We start from the raw sequence: 14,438 nt of genomic DNA, 5'->3' as shown, positions 1-14,438 counted from the left end.
TTCGCCTGCCTGCGTATTGATCGATCCCACGCCTGGTAAGCACGGAATCACTAGTAATGAGTTTCCCCTGGGGCCGATCCGTCCCGGTAAGGAAGGGACCTGCCCCTGCCCCTCATGGTAGAGGGGGTCGAGGTTTTATTCAGCGGTGGTGATGGCGCCGGTATGGGCCGAGGTAACCACCTTCGCATAGCGGGCGAGCCAACCCTTCTTGATCTTCGGCTCCGGGGCGACCCAGCGGGCGCGCCTTGCCGCCAGTTCCTCGTCGCTCACGAGGAGCTTCAGGGAACGGGACGGGATATCGAGTTCGATCTTGTCGCCGTCTTCAACGAGGGCGATGGGGCCGCCCACCGCGGCTTCCGGCGAGATGTGGCCCACGCAGGGGCCGCGGGTCCCGCCGGAGAAGCGGCCGTCGGTGATGAGCGCCACGGAGTCGCCAAGGCCCAGCCCCATGATGGCGGCGGTCGGCGCGAGCATCTCGCGCATCCCCGGCCCCCCCTTGGGTCCCTCGTAACGGATCACCACCATGTCGCCGCTCTTGATCCTCCCTTCCATGATGGCGGCCATGGCGAGGTCCTCGGAGTCGAAGCAGCGTGCGGTGCCGGTGAACTGCATCATCTTCTCGCCAACGCCGGACTGCTTGACCACGGCACCCTCTGGGGCGATGTTGCCGAAGAGGACCGCGATCCCCCCTTCCTTCTTGACCGGCGCGTCGACCGGGCGGATCACGCTGTCGTCCACCGCTTTTAGGCTCGCCGCGATCTCCTTCGTGGAGAGGCCCATGAGGGTCGGGCAGTCGTGGATCTTGTCCCCCAGCTGCTTCATGACACCGGCGACACCGCCCGCCGCGTCGAGGTCTTCCATGAAGTGCTCGCCAGCCGGGTTCATCGACGCGATCTGCGGGGTCTCTTTGGAGAGGATATCGAAGGTGTTGAGCGGCAGATCCACACCTGCCTCGTGGGCGATGGCAAGGAGGTGCAGCACGGTGTTCGAGGAGCCGCCAAGCGCCAGATCAACGCGGATCGCGTTCTCGAACGCCTCGCGGGTCAGGATGGAGCGCGGGGTGATGTTCTCGCGCACGAGGTCGACGATGCGCTCGCCCGAGGCAAAAGCGATGCGGCGCTTGAGCGCCGAGACGGCGAGTGCGGTGCCGCAGCGCGGCAGGCTCATCCCCATGGTCTCGGTGAGGATAGCCATGGTGTTCGCGGTGAAGAGCCCCTGGCAGGAACCCATGCCGGGGCAGGCGTTCTCCTCGCAGCGGGCAAGTTCCTGGTCGTCGATGACGCCGGCCTTGTAGCGGGCCATCGCCTCGAAGGTGTCGGTGACGAAGGAGTACTTCCTACCGGCGTCGCCACGGCCGCTCATCATGGGCCCCGCGGTGACCACGATGCAGGGGATGTCGAGACGGGCCGCCGCCATGAGCATACCCGGGGTGATCTTGTCGCAGTTGGTCAAAAGGACGAGGCCGTCCAGGCGGTGCGCCTCAGCGACCGACTCGACCATGTCAGCAATCAGCTCGCGGGTCGGCAGCGAGTAGTGCATCCCCTTGTGCCCCATGGAGATGCCGTCGCAGACGCCGGGAATCCCGAAGAAGAAGGAGTAGCCGCCGCCGGTGTGCACCCCCTTCTCGATGAAGCGCTCGAGGTCGCGCATCCCGACGTGGCCGGGGATGAGATCGGTGAAGCTTGTGGCGATGCCGATGAAGGGTTTCCCCATCTCGCTCTGCGGGAGGCCGGTTCCTTTCAAAAGGGCGCGGTGCGGGGTGCGCTCCAGCCCTTGGGTGATCATGTCGCTACGCATGCAGTTCTCCCGTGACGCCGGCGACACCCCTGTTCGAGGAGGCCAAACCGGCAGTTGATATTGCCAAAAACTGTGTAGTTGAGAACAGTTACCGAGAATTGGTAGGAAGGGTCACCATAATACATTAAAACGGGGCTGTCAACAGACTAAAACGGTGTTAAAGGGACTCGCGCTTTCGCTTCGCGATCTCCGCCTCGGAGGCGCGCAGGTAGACGGGGTTTAGCTGGGCAAGCGGGGTGAACTTACCGGCCCGGGCCGCTTCACGTGCCAGCACCGCTCCGGCGCTCGCGCGCGGCAGGTTCGCGTGCCAGGGAGGGAAGATGGCAAGCTCACCGACCGTAGCCGCGATCAGGTCGCGGTAGCGCACCGCGCCGTCCCCAATGAAGACGGTCGGCTGCGTGATACGGGAAAGAAAGTCCTGCGGGGGGAGGACCGCATCGGCAAAGACGGCTTCGGGGAACGAACCGCAACGGTAAAGGGCGGCGTAGACCTCGGCCTTGCGCGCATCGAACATGGGCGCCACCTGGGCCGAGCAGTAAGGGAGGTTCATGGCGAGCATGGCGAGGGAGGAGAAGCCGACCGCGGGCCTGCCGGTCGCGATGGCAAGCCCCTTGACCGTTGCGATCCCGACGCGCACCCCGGTGAAGGAGCCGGGTCCGAGCGAGACGGCGAAGGCATCCACCCCTTCCGGGGCGAGGCGCGCCGCCTTCAGGAGTTCGGAAACCGAGTCCATGAGGCGGCCCGAGTTGCAGCGGTCTTCGCCTAGGATGCACTCGCCGAGTAGGGTCGCATCGTCGGAGAGCGCAACCGAGGAGCAGTTGCTGGAGGTGTCGATGGTGAGTATCTTCATCGATCAGGCCTTGCTGGCGAACATGCGCGCGATGTCGTTGTAGAAGGCGAGCATCATGAGGCTTATGAGAAGGACGAGTCCTACCTGCTGCGCGATCTCGCGGGTTCGCTTGCTGACCGGCCTGCCAAGCACCAGCTCGATCACGAAGAAGGCCAAGTGCCCGCCGTCCAGGATCGGTACCGGCAGGAGGTTAAGCACACCGAGGTTCACGGAGAGAAGCGCTACGAAGGCGAGGAAGCTCACCCCGCCGGCGGCGGCCTGTTCGCCCGCCATCTTGACGATCATGATCGGTCCGCCGATGTTGTCCAGCGGGATGGCCCGCTCCACGAGGCGCACAAGCGAAAGCACGGTGAGCTCGATCACGTTCCAGCACTGGGCGCTCCCCTTGACGATGGCCTCGCCCGGAGGGAAGTGATCGATTACGGTTTCCCCGGCGGCGACGACGCCGATGATCGGCTGGGTGACGGTCTCGCCCAGGACGTTCTTCGCAACGCGCTTCTCCGGGACCATGTTGAAGTTTAGGCGTGACTGGCCGCGCTCGACCTCGACCTGCACCGGCGCCCCTTTCCCCTCGGCGATCACCTTGGCGAACTCGTCCCAGCGCGTCACCGGTCTGCCGTTCACGGTCCGGATCGCGTCGCCGGTTTTGATCCCCGCCCGCGCGGCGGGCTTGTCCGGCATCACCTCGCCGACCTTGGTGGTCAGCGACGGCACACCGACCATGAAAAGGACGATGAAGATCAGGTAGGCGAAAAGGAGGTTGAAGACGGGGCCGGCGGCGACGATGACGATGCGCTGCAGCACCGGCTTGTCGGCGAAGGAGCGTTTTTTGTCCTCCTCGGAGAGTTCAGCCTCCTCCCCCTCCCCCACCATCTTCACGTACCCGCCCAGCGGAAACGCCGAGACGAGGTATTCGGTCTCCCCCACCTGCTTGCCGAAGATCTTCGGGCCGAACCCGAGGGAAAACTTCTCGACACCGACCTTGAAGGCCTTGGCGAAGAGGAAATGACCAAGCTCGTGAATGAAGATCAGCGCCCCGAGGGCTATGATTGCGAAAAGTATGCTCATCGTCGTCCCTTTTTTCGGCGGGCGGCACCCTGCCGTCACCGCCCCTTTGGCACGTCATGCGTGCGGATCGGCGGTGGTTTGAGTTATTCCGACACCCCAAGGACTTCCCTGGCGGTTCTTCTTCCCCAGCGATCTGCCTCCAGCACCTCTTCGATGGAGTGCAGGGCGTGGGGGGTGTGCAGGTTCATGACCTTCTCGATCGCCTCGGCGATGGCCATGAAACCGATCTTTCCTGCGAGGAAGGACTCCACGGCGATCTCGTTGGCGGCGTTCATCACGGCGGGCATGCTCTCACCCGCGTTGGAAGCCTCGTAGGCGAGTCTTAACGCCGGGAACCGGTCCGTGTCCGGTTTGAGAAAGGTCAGCCCGGAGAGGGCGGTCAGATCGAGCGCTTTCACCCCGGAGGCGACCCGGCATGGGTAGGTAAGCGCGTAAGCGATCGGCCCCTTCATGTCCGGCACCCCCAATTGAGCCATCACGCTGCCGTCGATGTATTCCACCATGGAGTGCACGATGCTCTGCGGGTGAACGTTGACGGCGATGCGTTCCACCGGGATGTCGAAGAGCCAGCGGGCCTCGATCACCTCGAGTCCCTTGTTCATCATCGTGGCGGAGTCGACGGTGATCTTCTTCCCCATGCTCCAGTTCGGGTGGTTCAGCGCGTCGGTTACGGTGGCGTTTCTAAGCTGCTCCAGCCCCCAGTGGAGAAACGGCCCGCCCGAGGCGGTGAGGATGACGCGGGCGATGTCCTCGCAGCGGTGTCCCGCCATGGACTGGAAGACGGCGCAGTGTTCGCTGTCCACCGGGTAGAGGCGCACCCCTTTGTCACGCACCATCTTCATGATCAGGTGACCCGCGGTGACCAGGGTCTCCTTGTTGGCGAGGGCAACGTCCTTGCCCGCCATGATGGCGGCGGCGGTCGGAATGAGGCCGGCCGCACCGACGATGGCCGCAACGACCATGTTGCTCTCGGCGGCGGTGGCCGCCGCGATGAGCCCTTCGACTCCGTACATGATCTGGGGTTTCTTCCCGCTCAAGGATCTGCTGAGCGTTTTCGCCTTTTCGGCGGTGAGCACCGAGACCAGGTCCGGCTTGAAGGCCTCGATCTGCTGCTGAAGAAGTTCAAGGTTGGAGCCCGCGGTGAGTGCCACCACGCGGAACTTGTCGGGGTGGGCCGCCACCACTTCGAGGGTGCTGACCCCGATCGACCCTGTCGAGCCCAAAATCGTAAGATTTTTCATTTTCCCTCGCAGACGTCTCAAGTCAACCGACGCCGATGCCGGATTACGCACGCCCGCGTGAAAAATCGGGCGAGCGGCCGGGCCTTCTGACGCCGTTTAGAACAGGAAGTAGGCGTAGTAGTACGCCGCAGGTGCCGCAAACAAGATGGAATCGATCCGGTCGAGAACGCCGCCGTGACCGGGTATGATGGAGCCGGAATCCTTCACGCCGCAGCTCCTTTTGATGAGCGATTCAAACAGGTCGCCCAGTTGCCCGAGCACGCCCAAAACGAGCGCGGCCCCGAAGCAGTGGACGATGGAAAGCTCAGGGAAAAAGGTGAACTTTGCGATGACCGCACCACTCACGCTGCCGGCCAGCCCCCCCAGGGCCCCCTCGACGCTCTTTTTCGGACTCACCGCCGGGTAGAGCGGGGTTTTACCGATACTGGAGCCGACGTAGTAGGCAAAGCTGTCCCCGGCCATGACGATCACCATGATGAGGAACAGCCAGGAGATCCCGTGCGGCAGCGCACGCACGAGCACGAGGTGCGCCAGAAGAAGCGGCACGTAGAGAAAGCCGGTGAGGATAAGCGCCACGTCGGGAGCCGCCTGTCTGATCTCCTTCAGCCGGAAAAGCGCCACGAGCGAGAAGGCGAGCACCAGCGCGGTAAGGGTCAGAAGCGGGACAACGGGGCTGCCGGAGAAGATGACGAAGACGGAAGCGGCACCGGTCAAGGCGGCACCCCGGCCTTCGGCGCGGCGATGCGGCAGCGCCATGCGGTAGAACTCGTCGAGCCCCAAAAGGGAGAGCAGGAATACCAGCAGCGAGAACTGGAACACCGTCGCCTTGAGGATGAAGAGGATCACGAGGGGCAGCAGGACGGCTGCGGTGATTAGTCGTTTGATGGCGGACTCCTTCGGGGCACCTGCCCCTGCAAGGCTTTAGCCTTTTTATGCAGGCAGCTGGCCCAGCTGCTCGCTGGTCATGCCGAACCTGCGCTCGCGGGACTGGAAGTCGCGGAACGCGCGCATGAGTTCTTCTCTGTCGAAATCGGGCCAGTTAACGTCGGTGAAGTAAAGCTCGGCGTAGGCCAACTGCCAAAGCAGGAAGTTACTGATGCGCATCTCCCCGCTGGTTCTGATGAGAAGGTCCGGATCCGGAATCCCGACGGTGAAGAGCGATGCGCCGAAGGCTCGCTCGTCGATGCTCGCAGGATCGAGTCTGCCGGCGGCGGCCTCGGTCGCGAGCTTCCTGGCGGCGGACACCATCTCCTGGCGGCTGCCGTAGGAAAGGGCCAGGGTGAGGAGCATCCCCTTGTTGCCGGAGGTCTTGTCGATGGTCGACTGGATTTCCCGATCGATATCCGGCGGCAGATCGCCCCGGTTGCCGATCACGTTGAAGCGGATGTCGTTCTGCATCATGCGGCCGGTCTCGGCGCGGATGTACTGCTTCAAAAGCGTCATGAGCGCCTTGACCTCGGCCTTCGGCCTCAGCCAGTTCTCGGCGGAGAAGGCGAAGAGGGTGAGGTAACCGATGCCCAGACGCGAGCACTCCTCGACGATGACCCGCACCGTCTCCACTCCTTTTTGGTGTCCAACGATCCTGCGCAGCATGCGCTGCTTGGCCCACCGGCCGTTGCCGTCCATGATGACTGCGAGGTGCTGCGGGAGTTTCTTCGGGTCTAAGCGTTTGTCCATGAGCATCCTGAAAACAAAAAAGCCCCTTGAATAGGGGGTTTGCCTGTGAACGCGAAGGCCGGGCGGCAGCGCGAAAGGGAGTTACCTCCCCCTCGCGCCTCGGTCCGTTAGACCTCCATCACCTCTTTTTCCTTGTGAGCCAGCACTTCTTCGACCTTGGAAACGTACTTGTTGGTCCCGTCCTGGACATCCTTTTCGGCGCGCTTCAGGTCGTCCTCGGAGATCTGCTTGTCCTTCTCGAGCTTCTTCAGCTTGTCGATGGCGTCGCGGCGGATGTTCCTGAGCGCCACCTTGGCTTCCTCGGCGTCGCGCTTCAGCTGCTTCACGATGTCCTTGCGGCGCTCCTCGGTGAGGGGCGGAAGGCAGAGGCGGATCACCTTGCCGTCGTTGGCTGGGGTGAGCCCGAGGTTCGCGTTCATGATCGCCTTCTCGATGGGACCGATCATCTTGTTGTCCCACGGCTGGATCGTGATGGTCCTGGCCTCGGGGACGGAAAGAGTCGCCACCTGGTTGAGCGGGGAGAGCATCCCGTAGGAGTCCACCTTGACGTCCTCCAGAAGCGAGGTGCTGGCGCGCCCGGTGCGGACCTTCTGGTAGTCCTTCCTGAGGGAATCTATGCTCTTGTCCATATGGACGTTCATGTCGGCAATGACATCCTTGATCATGCTATTCTCCTTCTTTCACGAGAGTGCCGATCGGCTCGCCCGTGACAACCCGCACGACATTGCCGTCGGTCGTCACGTCGAAGACGATGATCGGAAGGCTGTTGTCCATGCACAGCGAGATGGCGGTCGCGTCCATGACCTGAAGCCCTTTTCTCAGGACCTCCAGGTAGCTGAGCGTACCGTACTTGGTGGCATTTTTGTCCTTGGCGGGGTCTGCGGAGTAGACGCCGTCGACCTTGGTCCCCTTGAGGATCACGTCGGCGCCGATCTCCATCGCCCTGAGGCTCGCCGCAGTATCGGTGGTGAAGTAGGGGTTGCCGGTGCCGGCTCCGAAGATGACCACCCTTCCCTTTTCCAGGTGCCTGATGGCGCGCCTGCGGATGTAGGGCTCGGCAACCTCGGCCATGGCGATGGCGGACTGGACGCGGGTGTCGACGCCGACCTTCTCGAGGGCGTCCTGCATGGCCAGCGAGTTGATCATGGTGGCGAGCATCCCCATGTAATCGGCGCTCGCGCGATCCATCCCTTTGGAGGAGGCCGCCACGCCGCGGAAGATGTTGCCGCCGCCGATGACGAGGCACAGCTCGACGCCCAGTTCAACCACCTGCTTCACCTCGCGGGCGATCGCGGTGATGGTGTTGGGATCGATACCGTACCCCTGGTCGCCGCCGAGGGCCTCGCCGGAAAGCTTGAGAAGTACTCTTTTGTAATAGGGTTCTGCCATCGTAGTCACCTTGCCTTTTTTAGACGGCAAAAAGCCTTCACGCAGAACAGGTTCGGGCAGAGCCCGTTCGCCTGCCGGGGCTTGACGCCGCCCGCGCAGGGCTTTTTGCCTTGCTGCAGATAAAAAAAGAGCCGCCCATTTTCATGGCCGGCTCCCTTTGGGACGTGTTACACGCCGGCCGCCGCGGCGACCTCTGCCGCGAAGTCGCTCTCCTTCTTGGCGAGCCCTTCGCCAAGTACGAACTTGGTGAAGCGGCGGATGCTCATGTTCTCGCCGATGGAAGCGATGGTCTCGTTCAGGAAGGTCTGGATGGTCTTATCCGGGTCCTTCACGTAGGCCTGCTCGAGGAGACAGATGTCGCCGTAGAACTTGTTGATCTGGCCTTCGAGGATCTTCTCGATGATGGCCGCCGGCTTGCCGCTCTCTTTGGCCTTCTCGCGGTAGATCGCCTTCTCGCGCTCGATCAGCTCTTCGGGCACTTCCTCACGACGCACGTAAAGCGGGGAGGCCGCTGCGATGTGCATCGCGATGTCCTTCACGAAGTTCTGGAAGTTGTCGTTCTTGGCGACGAAGTCGGTCTCGCAGTTGACCTCAACCAGGACGCCGATCTTGCCGCCTGCGTGGATGTAGGAACCAACCATGCCCTCGGTCGCTGCGCGGCCGGCCTTCTTGGATGCGGCGGCCAGGCCCTTGGTACGCAGGTAGTCGATCGCCTTCTCGTGATCGCCGTCGGTCTCGGTCAGAGCTTTCTTGCAGTCCATGAGGCCTGCGCCGGTTGCTTTCCTCAGTTCGTTTACCTGTGCAGCTGTAATGCTCACGTTATCCTCCACAGTAGCCCGCACCGGTTTCGGCGCGGGCTTCTTAGTGATGTAGATTTTTTAAAAAGGTGATGCCGGTACGGTGACCGAAGGAGCCTTAGGCTTCTGCGGGAGTTTCCTCGGCAACCTCGCCCTCGGTGAAGGCCACTTCTTCCTCGGCGCCGGTCTGGAGACGGGCGTTGCGAGCCTGGGCACCTTCGAGGACGGCGTCAGCCATCTTGCTGGTCAGCAGACGAATGGCGCGGATTGCGTCGTCGTTGCCCGGGATGACGTAGTCGATGTTGTCCGGATCGCAGTTGGTGTCGACGATGGCGACGACCGGGATGCCCAGCTTCTTCGCCTCGGATACGGCGATCTCCTCGTTTTTCGGGTCAACCACGAAGAGCATGCCCGGGGTCCTGCCCATACCCTTGATGCCGCCCAGGGTCTTCTCGAGCTTCTCGCGCTCTTTGCCGAGCTTCAGCTGCTCTTTCTTGGTGTACGCCTCGATGGTGCCGTCGGCGATCATGCTGTCAAGACGCTTGAGACGGTCGATGCTCTGCTTCACGGTGGAGAAGTTGGTGAGCATGCCGCCGAGCCAGCGGTCGTTGACGAAGAACTGCCCGCAACGCTGTGCCTCTTCAGCCACGGAATCCTGAGCCTGCTTCTTGGTGCCGACGAAGAGGACGGTCTCGCCAGCCTGCGCCATTTCGGTCACGAAGCTGTAAGCGTTTTTGAAGAGCCTGACGGTCTTCTGCAGGTCGATGATGTAGATCCCGTTACGAGCGCCGAAGATGTACGGCTTCATTTTCGGGTTCCACCTCTTGGTCTGGTGTCCGAAGTGGACGCCGGCTTCGAGCAGTTCTTTCATGGTGATGTTCGACATTTTTACACTCTCCTTTTGGTTTTCCCTCCGCCACCAGTTAATGCCGGAACCCGCGAGCGGGCACCACCGACACGACTGTGATGGCGTGTGAATTTTGAACAGCGAACTTATATAGCACAGGGGAGAAATGAAGGCAAGACCAAAACCATGTCACGCAAAGCTGCAGAGTCGCAAAGAGCTACAGACAGAAGCCAGGCAAAACCAGAGTCAGGTACAACAGGGAAAAGCGTTGAGTGTTTAATTTTTAAACCGACATCGACCGCTCCTCAGCCAGTTGCCAGAAAGCCTTCACGCTTGCCCGCTGCAGGTTTCTTTTGCTGGTGCAAAGCCCAACCTGGTACGGCTTCAACACAGGTGCGTCCTGGAGCACCACTACCTCATCGCGGAAGGGACTGCGCTCAAGCACGAGCTGCGGGACGATGCCCACGCCGCAGCCAAGACGTACCATGGCGATGATCGCCTCGTTCCCGGAGACCTCCGAGGTGATATTGGGGGTGATGCGATGCTCCTTTAGCCACTGATCCAAACGTCGACGCGAGAGGCCGGTTTGCGGCAGCACGAGCGGAGCGCGGGAAAGGTCGAGCCGATCGCCGGGTACCGGCACCTCGGCCGCTCCCGCAACACGTGGGGCGATGAAGATAAGCGGGATGGTAACGATGGGGAGGAACTCGATGTTTGGGCGTGTTCCATCCGGGAACGCCGCCACAGCGAGGTCGATTTCCCCGCTTTGCACCTGGGCCACAGCCTGTTCCGCGGCGCCAGTCCTCAACTCAAGCTGCACCTCCGGGTACCGCTCCCTGAAAGATTCCAGTAGTTCAGGGAGGAGACTGTAGACAGCGGTGATGGAAGCGTATATGGAAAGGGAGCCGGTGACAGCCTGCTCATTGCGGATCGACGAGCGGAGACTTTGCCATTCGTTGAGGCAAAGACGCGCGTAAGCCTTCAGGCGCTCCCCCGCAGGCGACAAGGTGACCGTGCGGTTATCACGCAAGAAGAGCGGCTGTTCCAGCTTTTCCTCCATGCGCTGGATGGTGCGAGTAAGCGCCGAGGGGCTCAAGTTGCACGCCTGGCTCGCGCGGCCAAAATGCTTCAGCTCCGCCAGGGTAAGAAATATTTCGAGCTCCCGCAGATCCATAAAAGTCTCCTTCTTCTTCTCCATCCACGGCGTCCGCAAGGCACACAAGGTCCATCACCACGCGTCTTCATTGCGTCACACGCAACACAATATGCACAACAAATCAATTTACGCAATGTTAAATATAGTATACAGTCAGCACACTTTCAGACTTGTAACCACACCAGCAATATAATCAGGAGGAGAAAACGATGGGACAGAACTATTTCAACACCCTGCCGCTGCGCCGTCAGCTGCAGGAACTGGGGACCTGCCGCTTCATGGACGCATCCGAATTCGCCAATGGCTGCGAGTACGTGAAAGGCAAGAAGATCGTCATCGTCGGTTGCGGCGCACAGGGTCTCAACCAGGGCCTCAACATGCGCGACAGCGGGCTTGACGTCTCCTACGCCCTCAGGAAAGACGCCATCGAGCAAAAGCGCCAGTCCTACATAAACGCCTCGGACAACGGCTTCAAGGTCGGCACCTACGAGGAACTCCTCCCCACCGCCGACATCGTCATGAACCTCACCCCTGACAAGCAGCACACCAAGGTGGTGGAGACCGTCATCCCCTTTATGAAGCAAGGCGCCGTGTTCAGCTACGCCCACGGCTTCAACATCGTCGAGGAAGGCACCCAGATCCGCAAGGACCTGACCGTCGTCATGGTAGCACCGAAGTGCCCGGGCTCCGAGGTGCGCGCCGAGTACAAACGCGGCTTCGGCGTTCCGACCCTCATCGCGGTGCACGGCGAGAACGACCCCAAGGGTGACGGCCTCGAAATCGCAAAGGCCATCGCCTCCGCACAGGGCGGCGACCGTGCCGGCGTACTCGAGTCCTCCTTCGTCGCCGAAGTGAAGTCGGACCTCATGGGTGAGCAGACCATCCTCTGCGGCATGCTGCAGGCGGGCGCGCTCCTCTGCTTCGACAAGATGGTCGGAAACGGCATCGGCGCCCCTTACGCCGTAAAGCTCATCCAGTTCGGCTGGGAGACCATCACCGAGGCACTGAAGCACGGCGGCATCACCAACATGATGGATCGCCTCTCCAACCCGGCAAAACTCGTTGCCTTCAAGCTCGCCAGCGAACTTAAGGACATCATGCGTCCGCTGTTCCAGAAACACATGGACGACATCATGAGCGGCGAGTTCTCCAGCACCATGATGCAGGACTGGGCCAACGACGACGTGAAGCTCCTCACCTGGCGCGAAGAGACCGGGAAGACCACCTTCGAGCAGACCGAGGCTGCCGGCGAGATTTCCGAGCAGGAATACTTCGACAAGGCGATCCTCATGGTCGCCATGGTGAAGGCAGGCGTCGAGCTCGCCTTCGAGACCATGGTCGAGACCGGCATCGAGCCGGAGAGCGCCTACTACGAGTCGCTGCACGAGACCCCGCTCATCGCCAACACCATCGCAAGGAAGAAGCTGTACGAGATGAACCGCGTCATCTCCGACACCGCTGAGTACGGCTGCTACCTCTTCTCCCACGCCTGCGTACCGCTTCTGAAGCCGTTCATGGCTAAGGTCGGCACCGACGTGATCGGCAAAGGTCTCGACGTGAAGGACAACAGCGTCGACAACCAGCTTCTGGTCGCGGTGAACGCTGAAATCCGCAACCACCTCGTCGAGGAAGTCGGCGCCGAACTGCGCGCAGCCATGACCGGCATGCAGAAGATCGTTTAAGAGATCACCGCCTCAGATAAGAAAAGGCGCTCCATATGGAGCGCCTTTTTTATTGCGCACAGAAACATCGCCCTCCTATCAGACCCCGGTTATCTTGGGGGGCGCATGCACCGCCTCAAGCAGGGTACTCAGCAGGTAGACCATCGGTTTGATGACGGTCTCGTCGCTCCAGTAGGCGGCATGGTTGCCCGGGTTCCAGGAGGTGAGGATGTTGCCTACGCTCACCTCGATGTCCTCCTTCACCGCCGCGGCATAGCCCGTGCCGAGGGGCTTCAGCGGCCAGCCGAGCACGTCGTCGGAATCGTAGAGGTTCAACCACTTCGCTTTTTTTCTAAGCGGCTCAGGAAGGGTCGGCGGCGGGAACTCGATGCAGGCGGGATTCTCGTGTGCGACACAGAAAAGCGGAATGGTACTCCCCAAAGTAACCATGCCGGAAAGCGTCTCCATCCGCTCGAACGGCGTGGCTCCGTAGCGCTCCCGTCCATACCCCATCTGCCGGTCCCAGATATAGTCGCTCATGAACAGTGATCCGAGGGAGTGGGCAACCACGACAAGCGGTTTGTCGTCGTCGCCAAGCTTCACGCGCAGCTGTTTAACCGCATCATGGATAAGGCCATGAATCGTGTCGTAAAACCCGCCCGGCCTGCCGCTTTGGCTGTGGTAGGCGCTCACGGTACCGAAGGCGCTCAGGAAGAACTTGCGCAACTTGGCCCAGTTCAGGTCGTTGTTCGCGGCAAGGTCCACCCAGAGTTGGTGTTCCCGCGCCGAGAGCAGCGGTGCCCAATACACCCCATGCCAGGCTATCTCTTCACGATTCAGGCCGCGTCCCGCAATCCGTTCGCGCAGCTCCTGTACCGTATCGTGCGCAAAATCGTCGGACATCGTCCCCATTCCATGCACAAGCAATACGCCGAGCTTCTTATCCATGTTCGCCTCCTGTAGCCTAGAAGTTTGCTGCCCTCGTCCCACGCTAAACACATAAGCAAAAGCTAATTGTCGCAAACAAATATAACTGGATAATCAGCCTGTGCAAGCAGAGCCGAAACAAGACCCATGGTGCGGTCTGCACTAGAGGGGAGGCCCCAGAAAAAGACTTGTTATTCAGAAAGGAAAAAAGTAGTCTGCCGGGAGCAAAAGGATCCCTCTAAGGAGTCATTACATGAACCAAGTACTGAAACACCTCTTCCTGCTGCTTATGTTCGCCGTCTTGACCGCTCATCAGGCCGGCGCGTCGGACACCGCCCGGAAAGAGATCCCCCTTTCCGGCAAGGTCCTGGAGACCATGGACGGCGGGGGATACACCTACCTGCTGTTGCAAAACGGACCGGAAAGGGTGTGGGTGGCGATACCGCTCAGCAAGATCACCGTGGGACAGCAGCTTACCCTCACCCCGGGCTTCGCCATGAAGAACTTCAGCAGCAAGGCGCTGAACCGCAAGTTCGACCAGGTCATCTTCTCGGCGGGGCCGAGCGATGCGAAGAAGATGCAACTGAGCCCGTCCGCCATAAAGGCGCTGCACCAGGGCGTTCCCGGTGCGCCCGGTGGGCAGCAGGAGCAAGCGACTAAAGAAAAAGCAACCGCCCAGGCAGCTAAACCAGCTCCCAAGAGCCAGAAAGTCACCAAGGCAAAGGGCGCCAATGCGTACACCATCGCCGAAGTGTTCGCCAAGAGTAAGAAACTCGAAAAAAAACAGGTGGTGATCAAAGGCCGCGTCGTGAATGTCGCGGAGAGGATCATGAAGAAGAACTGGATTCACCTGGAGGACGGCACCGGCTCTAAGGCCAAGAAAACCGACAACCTCGTGGTGACTTCGAAAGAACTGCCAAAAGTGGGAGATGTGGTGACCATTACCGGCACCCTCTACAACAACCTCGACTTCGGTTCGGGCTACCGTTACAAGGTCCTGATTCAGGACGCGACGCTGAAAAAGTAAT

The 14,438-nt window shown here is 61.1% G+C and carries 14 protein-coding genes; 2 read left to right on the top strand and 12 right to left on the bottom strand.

Annotation, left to right across the window (positions count from 1 at the left end; genetic code table 11):
- Window positions 1-135: 135 nt before the first annotated feature.
- The 11 genes from ilvD to ilvY form a co-directional block, all read right to left on the bottom strand.
- Complete coding sequence (gene ilvD / locus E4633_RS15280; protein ID WP_135871457.1) at window positions 136-1,797, bottom strand: dihydroxy-acid dehydratase; 1,662 nt, start codon at window positions 1,795-1,797, stop codon at window positions 136-138.
- Between the two features lie 157 nt (window positions 1,798-1,954).
- Window positions 1,955-2,647, bottom strand: a complete 693-nt coding sequence (gene tsaB, locus E4633_RS15275; protein WP_135871455.1) for a tRNA (adenosine(37)-N6)-threonylcarbamoyltransferase complex dimerization subunit type 1 TsaB — start codon at window positions 2,645-2,647, stop codon at window positions 1,955-1,957.
- A gap of 3 nt (window positions 2,648-2,650) precedes the next feature.
- Window positions 2,651-3,715, bottom strand: coding sequence for an RIP metalloprotease RseP (gene rseP / locus E4633_RS15270; protein ID WP_135871453.1), 1,065 nt, complete (start codon window positions 3,713-3,715; stop codon window positions 2,651-2,653).
- 83 nt (window positions 3,716-3,798) lie between these two features.
- The gene (locus E4633_RS15265; RefSeq protein WP_135871451.1) at window positions 3,799-4,956 is read right to left on the bottom strand and encodes a 1-deoxy-D-xylulose-5-phosphate reductoisomerase; all 1,158 of its coding nucleotides are present in this window, start codon (window positions 4,954-4,956) and stop codon (window positions 3,799-3,801) included.
- Window positions 4,957-5,052: 96 nt separating this feature from the next.
- Window positions 5,053-5,841 carry a phosphatidate cytidylyltransferase gene (locus E4633_RS15260; protein ID WP_135871449.1) on the bottom strand — a complete coding sequence of 263 codons (789 nt, stop codon included), beginning with the start codon at window positions 5,839-5,841 and terminating at the stop codon, window positions 5,053-5,055.
- Window positions 5,842-5,886: 45 nt separating this feature from the next.
- Window positions 5,887-6,633, bottom strand: coding sequence for an isoprenyl transferase (locus E4633_RS15255; protein WP_135871447.1), 747 nt, complete (start codon window positions 6,631-6,633; stop codon window positions 5,887-5,889).
- Between the two features lie 107 nt (window positions 6,634-6,740).
- Window positions 6,741-7,298 (bottom strand): ribosome recycling factor, encoded by a 558-nt coding sequence (gene frr, locus E4633_RS15250; protein WP_135871445.1) that lies wholly within the window; start codon window positions 7,296-7,298, stop codon window positions 6,741-6,743.
- A gap of 1 nt (window position 7,299) precedes the next feature.
- Entirely contained in the window at window positions 7,300-8,022 is a 723-nt protein-coding gene (gene pyrH, locus E4633_RS15245; RefSeq protein WP_135871443.1) for a UMP kinase, read from the bottom strand.
- A gap of 167 nt (window positions 8,023-8,189) precedes the next feature.
- Window positions 8,190-8,840 (bottom strand): translation elongation factor Ts, encoded by a 651-nt coding sequence (tsf, locus tag E4633_RS15240; protein ID WP_135871441.1) that lies wholly within the window; start codon window positions 8,838-8,840, stop codon window positions 8,190-8,192.
- A 97-nt stretch (window positions 8,841-8,937) separates the two neighbouring features.
- Window positions 8,938-9,705, bottom strand: a complete 768-nt coding sequence (gene rpsB, locus E4633_RS15235) for a 30S ribosomal protein S2 (RefSeq protein WP_135871439.1) — start codon at window positions 9,703-9,705, stop codon at window positions 8,938-8,940.
- 244 nt (window positions 9,706-9,949) lie between these two features.
- Complete coding sequence (ilvY, locus tag E4633_RS15230) at window positions 9,950-10,840, bottom strand: HTH-type transcriptional activator IlvY (protein WP_135871437.1); 891 nt, start codon at window positions 10,838-10,840, stop codon at window positions 9,950-9,952.
- Window positions 10,841-11,031: 191 nt separating this feature from the next.
- On the opposite strand from ilvY, the gene ilvC reads away from it, so the two are divergent.
- Window positions 11,032-12,504, top strand: coding sequence for a ketol-acid reductoisomerase (ilvC, locus tag E4633_RS15225; protein WP_135871435.1), 1,473 nt, complete (start codon window positions 11,032-11,034; stop codon window positions 12,502-12,504).
- 78 nt (window positions 12,505-12,582) lie between these two features.
- Here the strand turns inward: ilvC and E4633_RS15220 are convergent, their stop codons facing one another.
- Window positions 12,583-13,431, bottom strand: a complete 849-nt coding sequence (locus E4633_RS15220) for a hypothetical protein (RefSeq protein ID WP_135871433.1) — start codon at window positions 13,429-13,431, stop codon at window positions 12,583-12,585.
- 232 nt (window positions 13,432-13,663) lie between these two features.
- On the opposite strand from E4633_RS15220, the gene E4633_RS15215 reads away from it, so the two are divergent.
- Window positions 13,664-14,437 carry an OB-fold nucleic acid binding domain-containing protein gene (locus tag E4633_RS15215; protein ID WP_135871431.1) on the top strand — a complete coding sequence of 258 codons (774 nt, stop codon included), beginning with the start codon at window positions 13,664-13,666 and terminating at the stop codon, window positions 14,435-14,437.
- Window position 14,438: the final 1 nt, after the last annotated feature.

The sequence above is a fragment of the Geomonas terrae genome, from assembly GCF_004791675.1.
GTDB lineage: Bacteria > Desulfobacterota > Desulfuromonadia > Geobacterales > Geobacteraceae > Geomonas > Geomonas edaphica.
The sequence above is the reverse complement of the archived record's forward strand: the minus strand, read 5'-3'. Positions and strand labels throughout refer to the sequence as shown.

Bases quoted from the DNA above. Each gene is read 5' to 3' on its own strand.
- ilvD (WP_135871457.1), bottom strand. From the start codon at position 1,797: ATGCGTAGCGACATGATCACCCAAGGGCTGGAGCGCACCCCGCACCGC.
- tsaB (WP_135871455.1), bottom strand. From the start codon at position 2,647: ATGAAGATACTCACCATCGACACCTCCAGCAACTGCTCCTCGGTTGCG.
- rseP (WP_135871453.1), bottom strand. From the start codon at position 3,715: ATGAGCATACTTTTCGCAATCATAGCCCTCGGGGCGCTGATCTTCATT.
- E4633_RS15265 (WP_135871451.1), bottom strand. From the start codon at position 4,956: ATGAAAAATCTTACGATTTTGGGCTCGACAGGGTCGATCGGGGTCAGC.
- E4633_RS15255 (WP_135871447.1), bottom strand. From the start codon at position 6,633: ATGGACAAACGCTTAGACCCGAAGAAACTCCCGCAGCACCTCGCAGTC.
- frr (WP_135871445.1), bottom strand. From the start codon at position 7,298: ATGATCAAGGATGTCATTGCCGACATGAACGTCCATATGGACAAGAGC.
- pyrH (WP_135871443.1), bottom strand. From the start codon at position 8,022: ATGGCAGAACCCTATTACAAAAGAGTACTTCTCAAGCTTTCCGGCGAG.
- rpsB (WP_135871439.1), bottom strand. From the start codon at position 9,705: ATGTCGAACATCACCATGAAAGAACTGCTCGAAGCCGGCGTCCACTTC.
- ilvY (WP_135871437.1), bottom strand. From the start codon at position 10,840: ATGGATCTGCGGGAGCTCGAAATATTTCTTACCCTGGCGGAGCTGAAG.
- ilvC (WP_135871435.1), top strand. From the start codon at position 11,032: ATGGGACAGAACTATTTCAACACCCTGCCGCTGCGCCGTCAGCTGCAG.
- E4633_RS15220 (WP_135871433.1), bottom strand. From the start codon at position 13,431: ATGGATAAGAAGCTCGGCGTATTGCTTGTGCATGGAATGGGGACGATG.
- E4633_RS15215 (WP_135871431.1), top strand. From the start codon at position 13,664: ATGAACCAAGTACTGAAACACCTCTTCCTGCTGCTTATGTTCGCCGTC.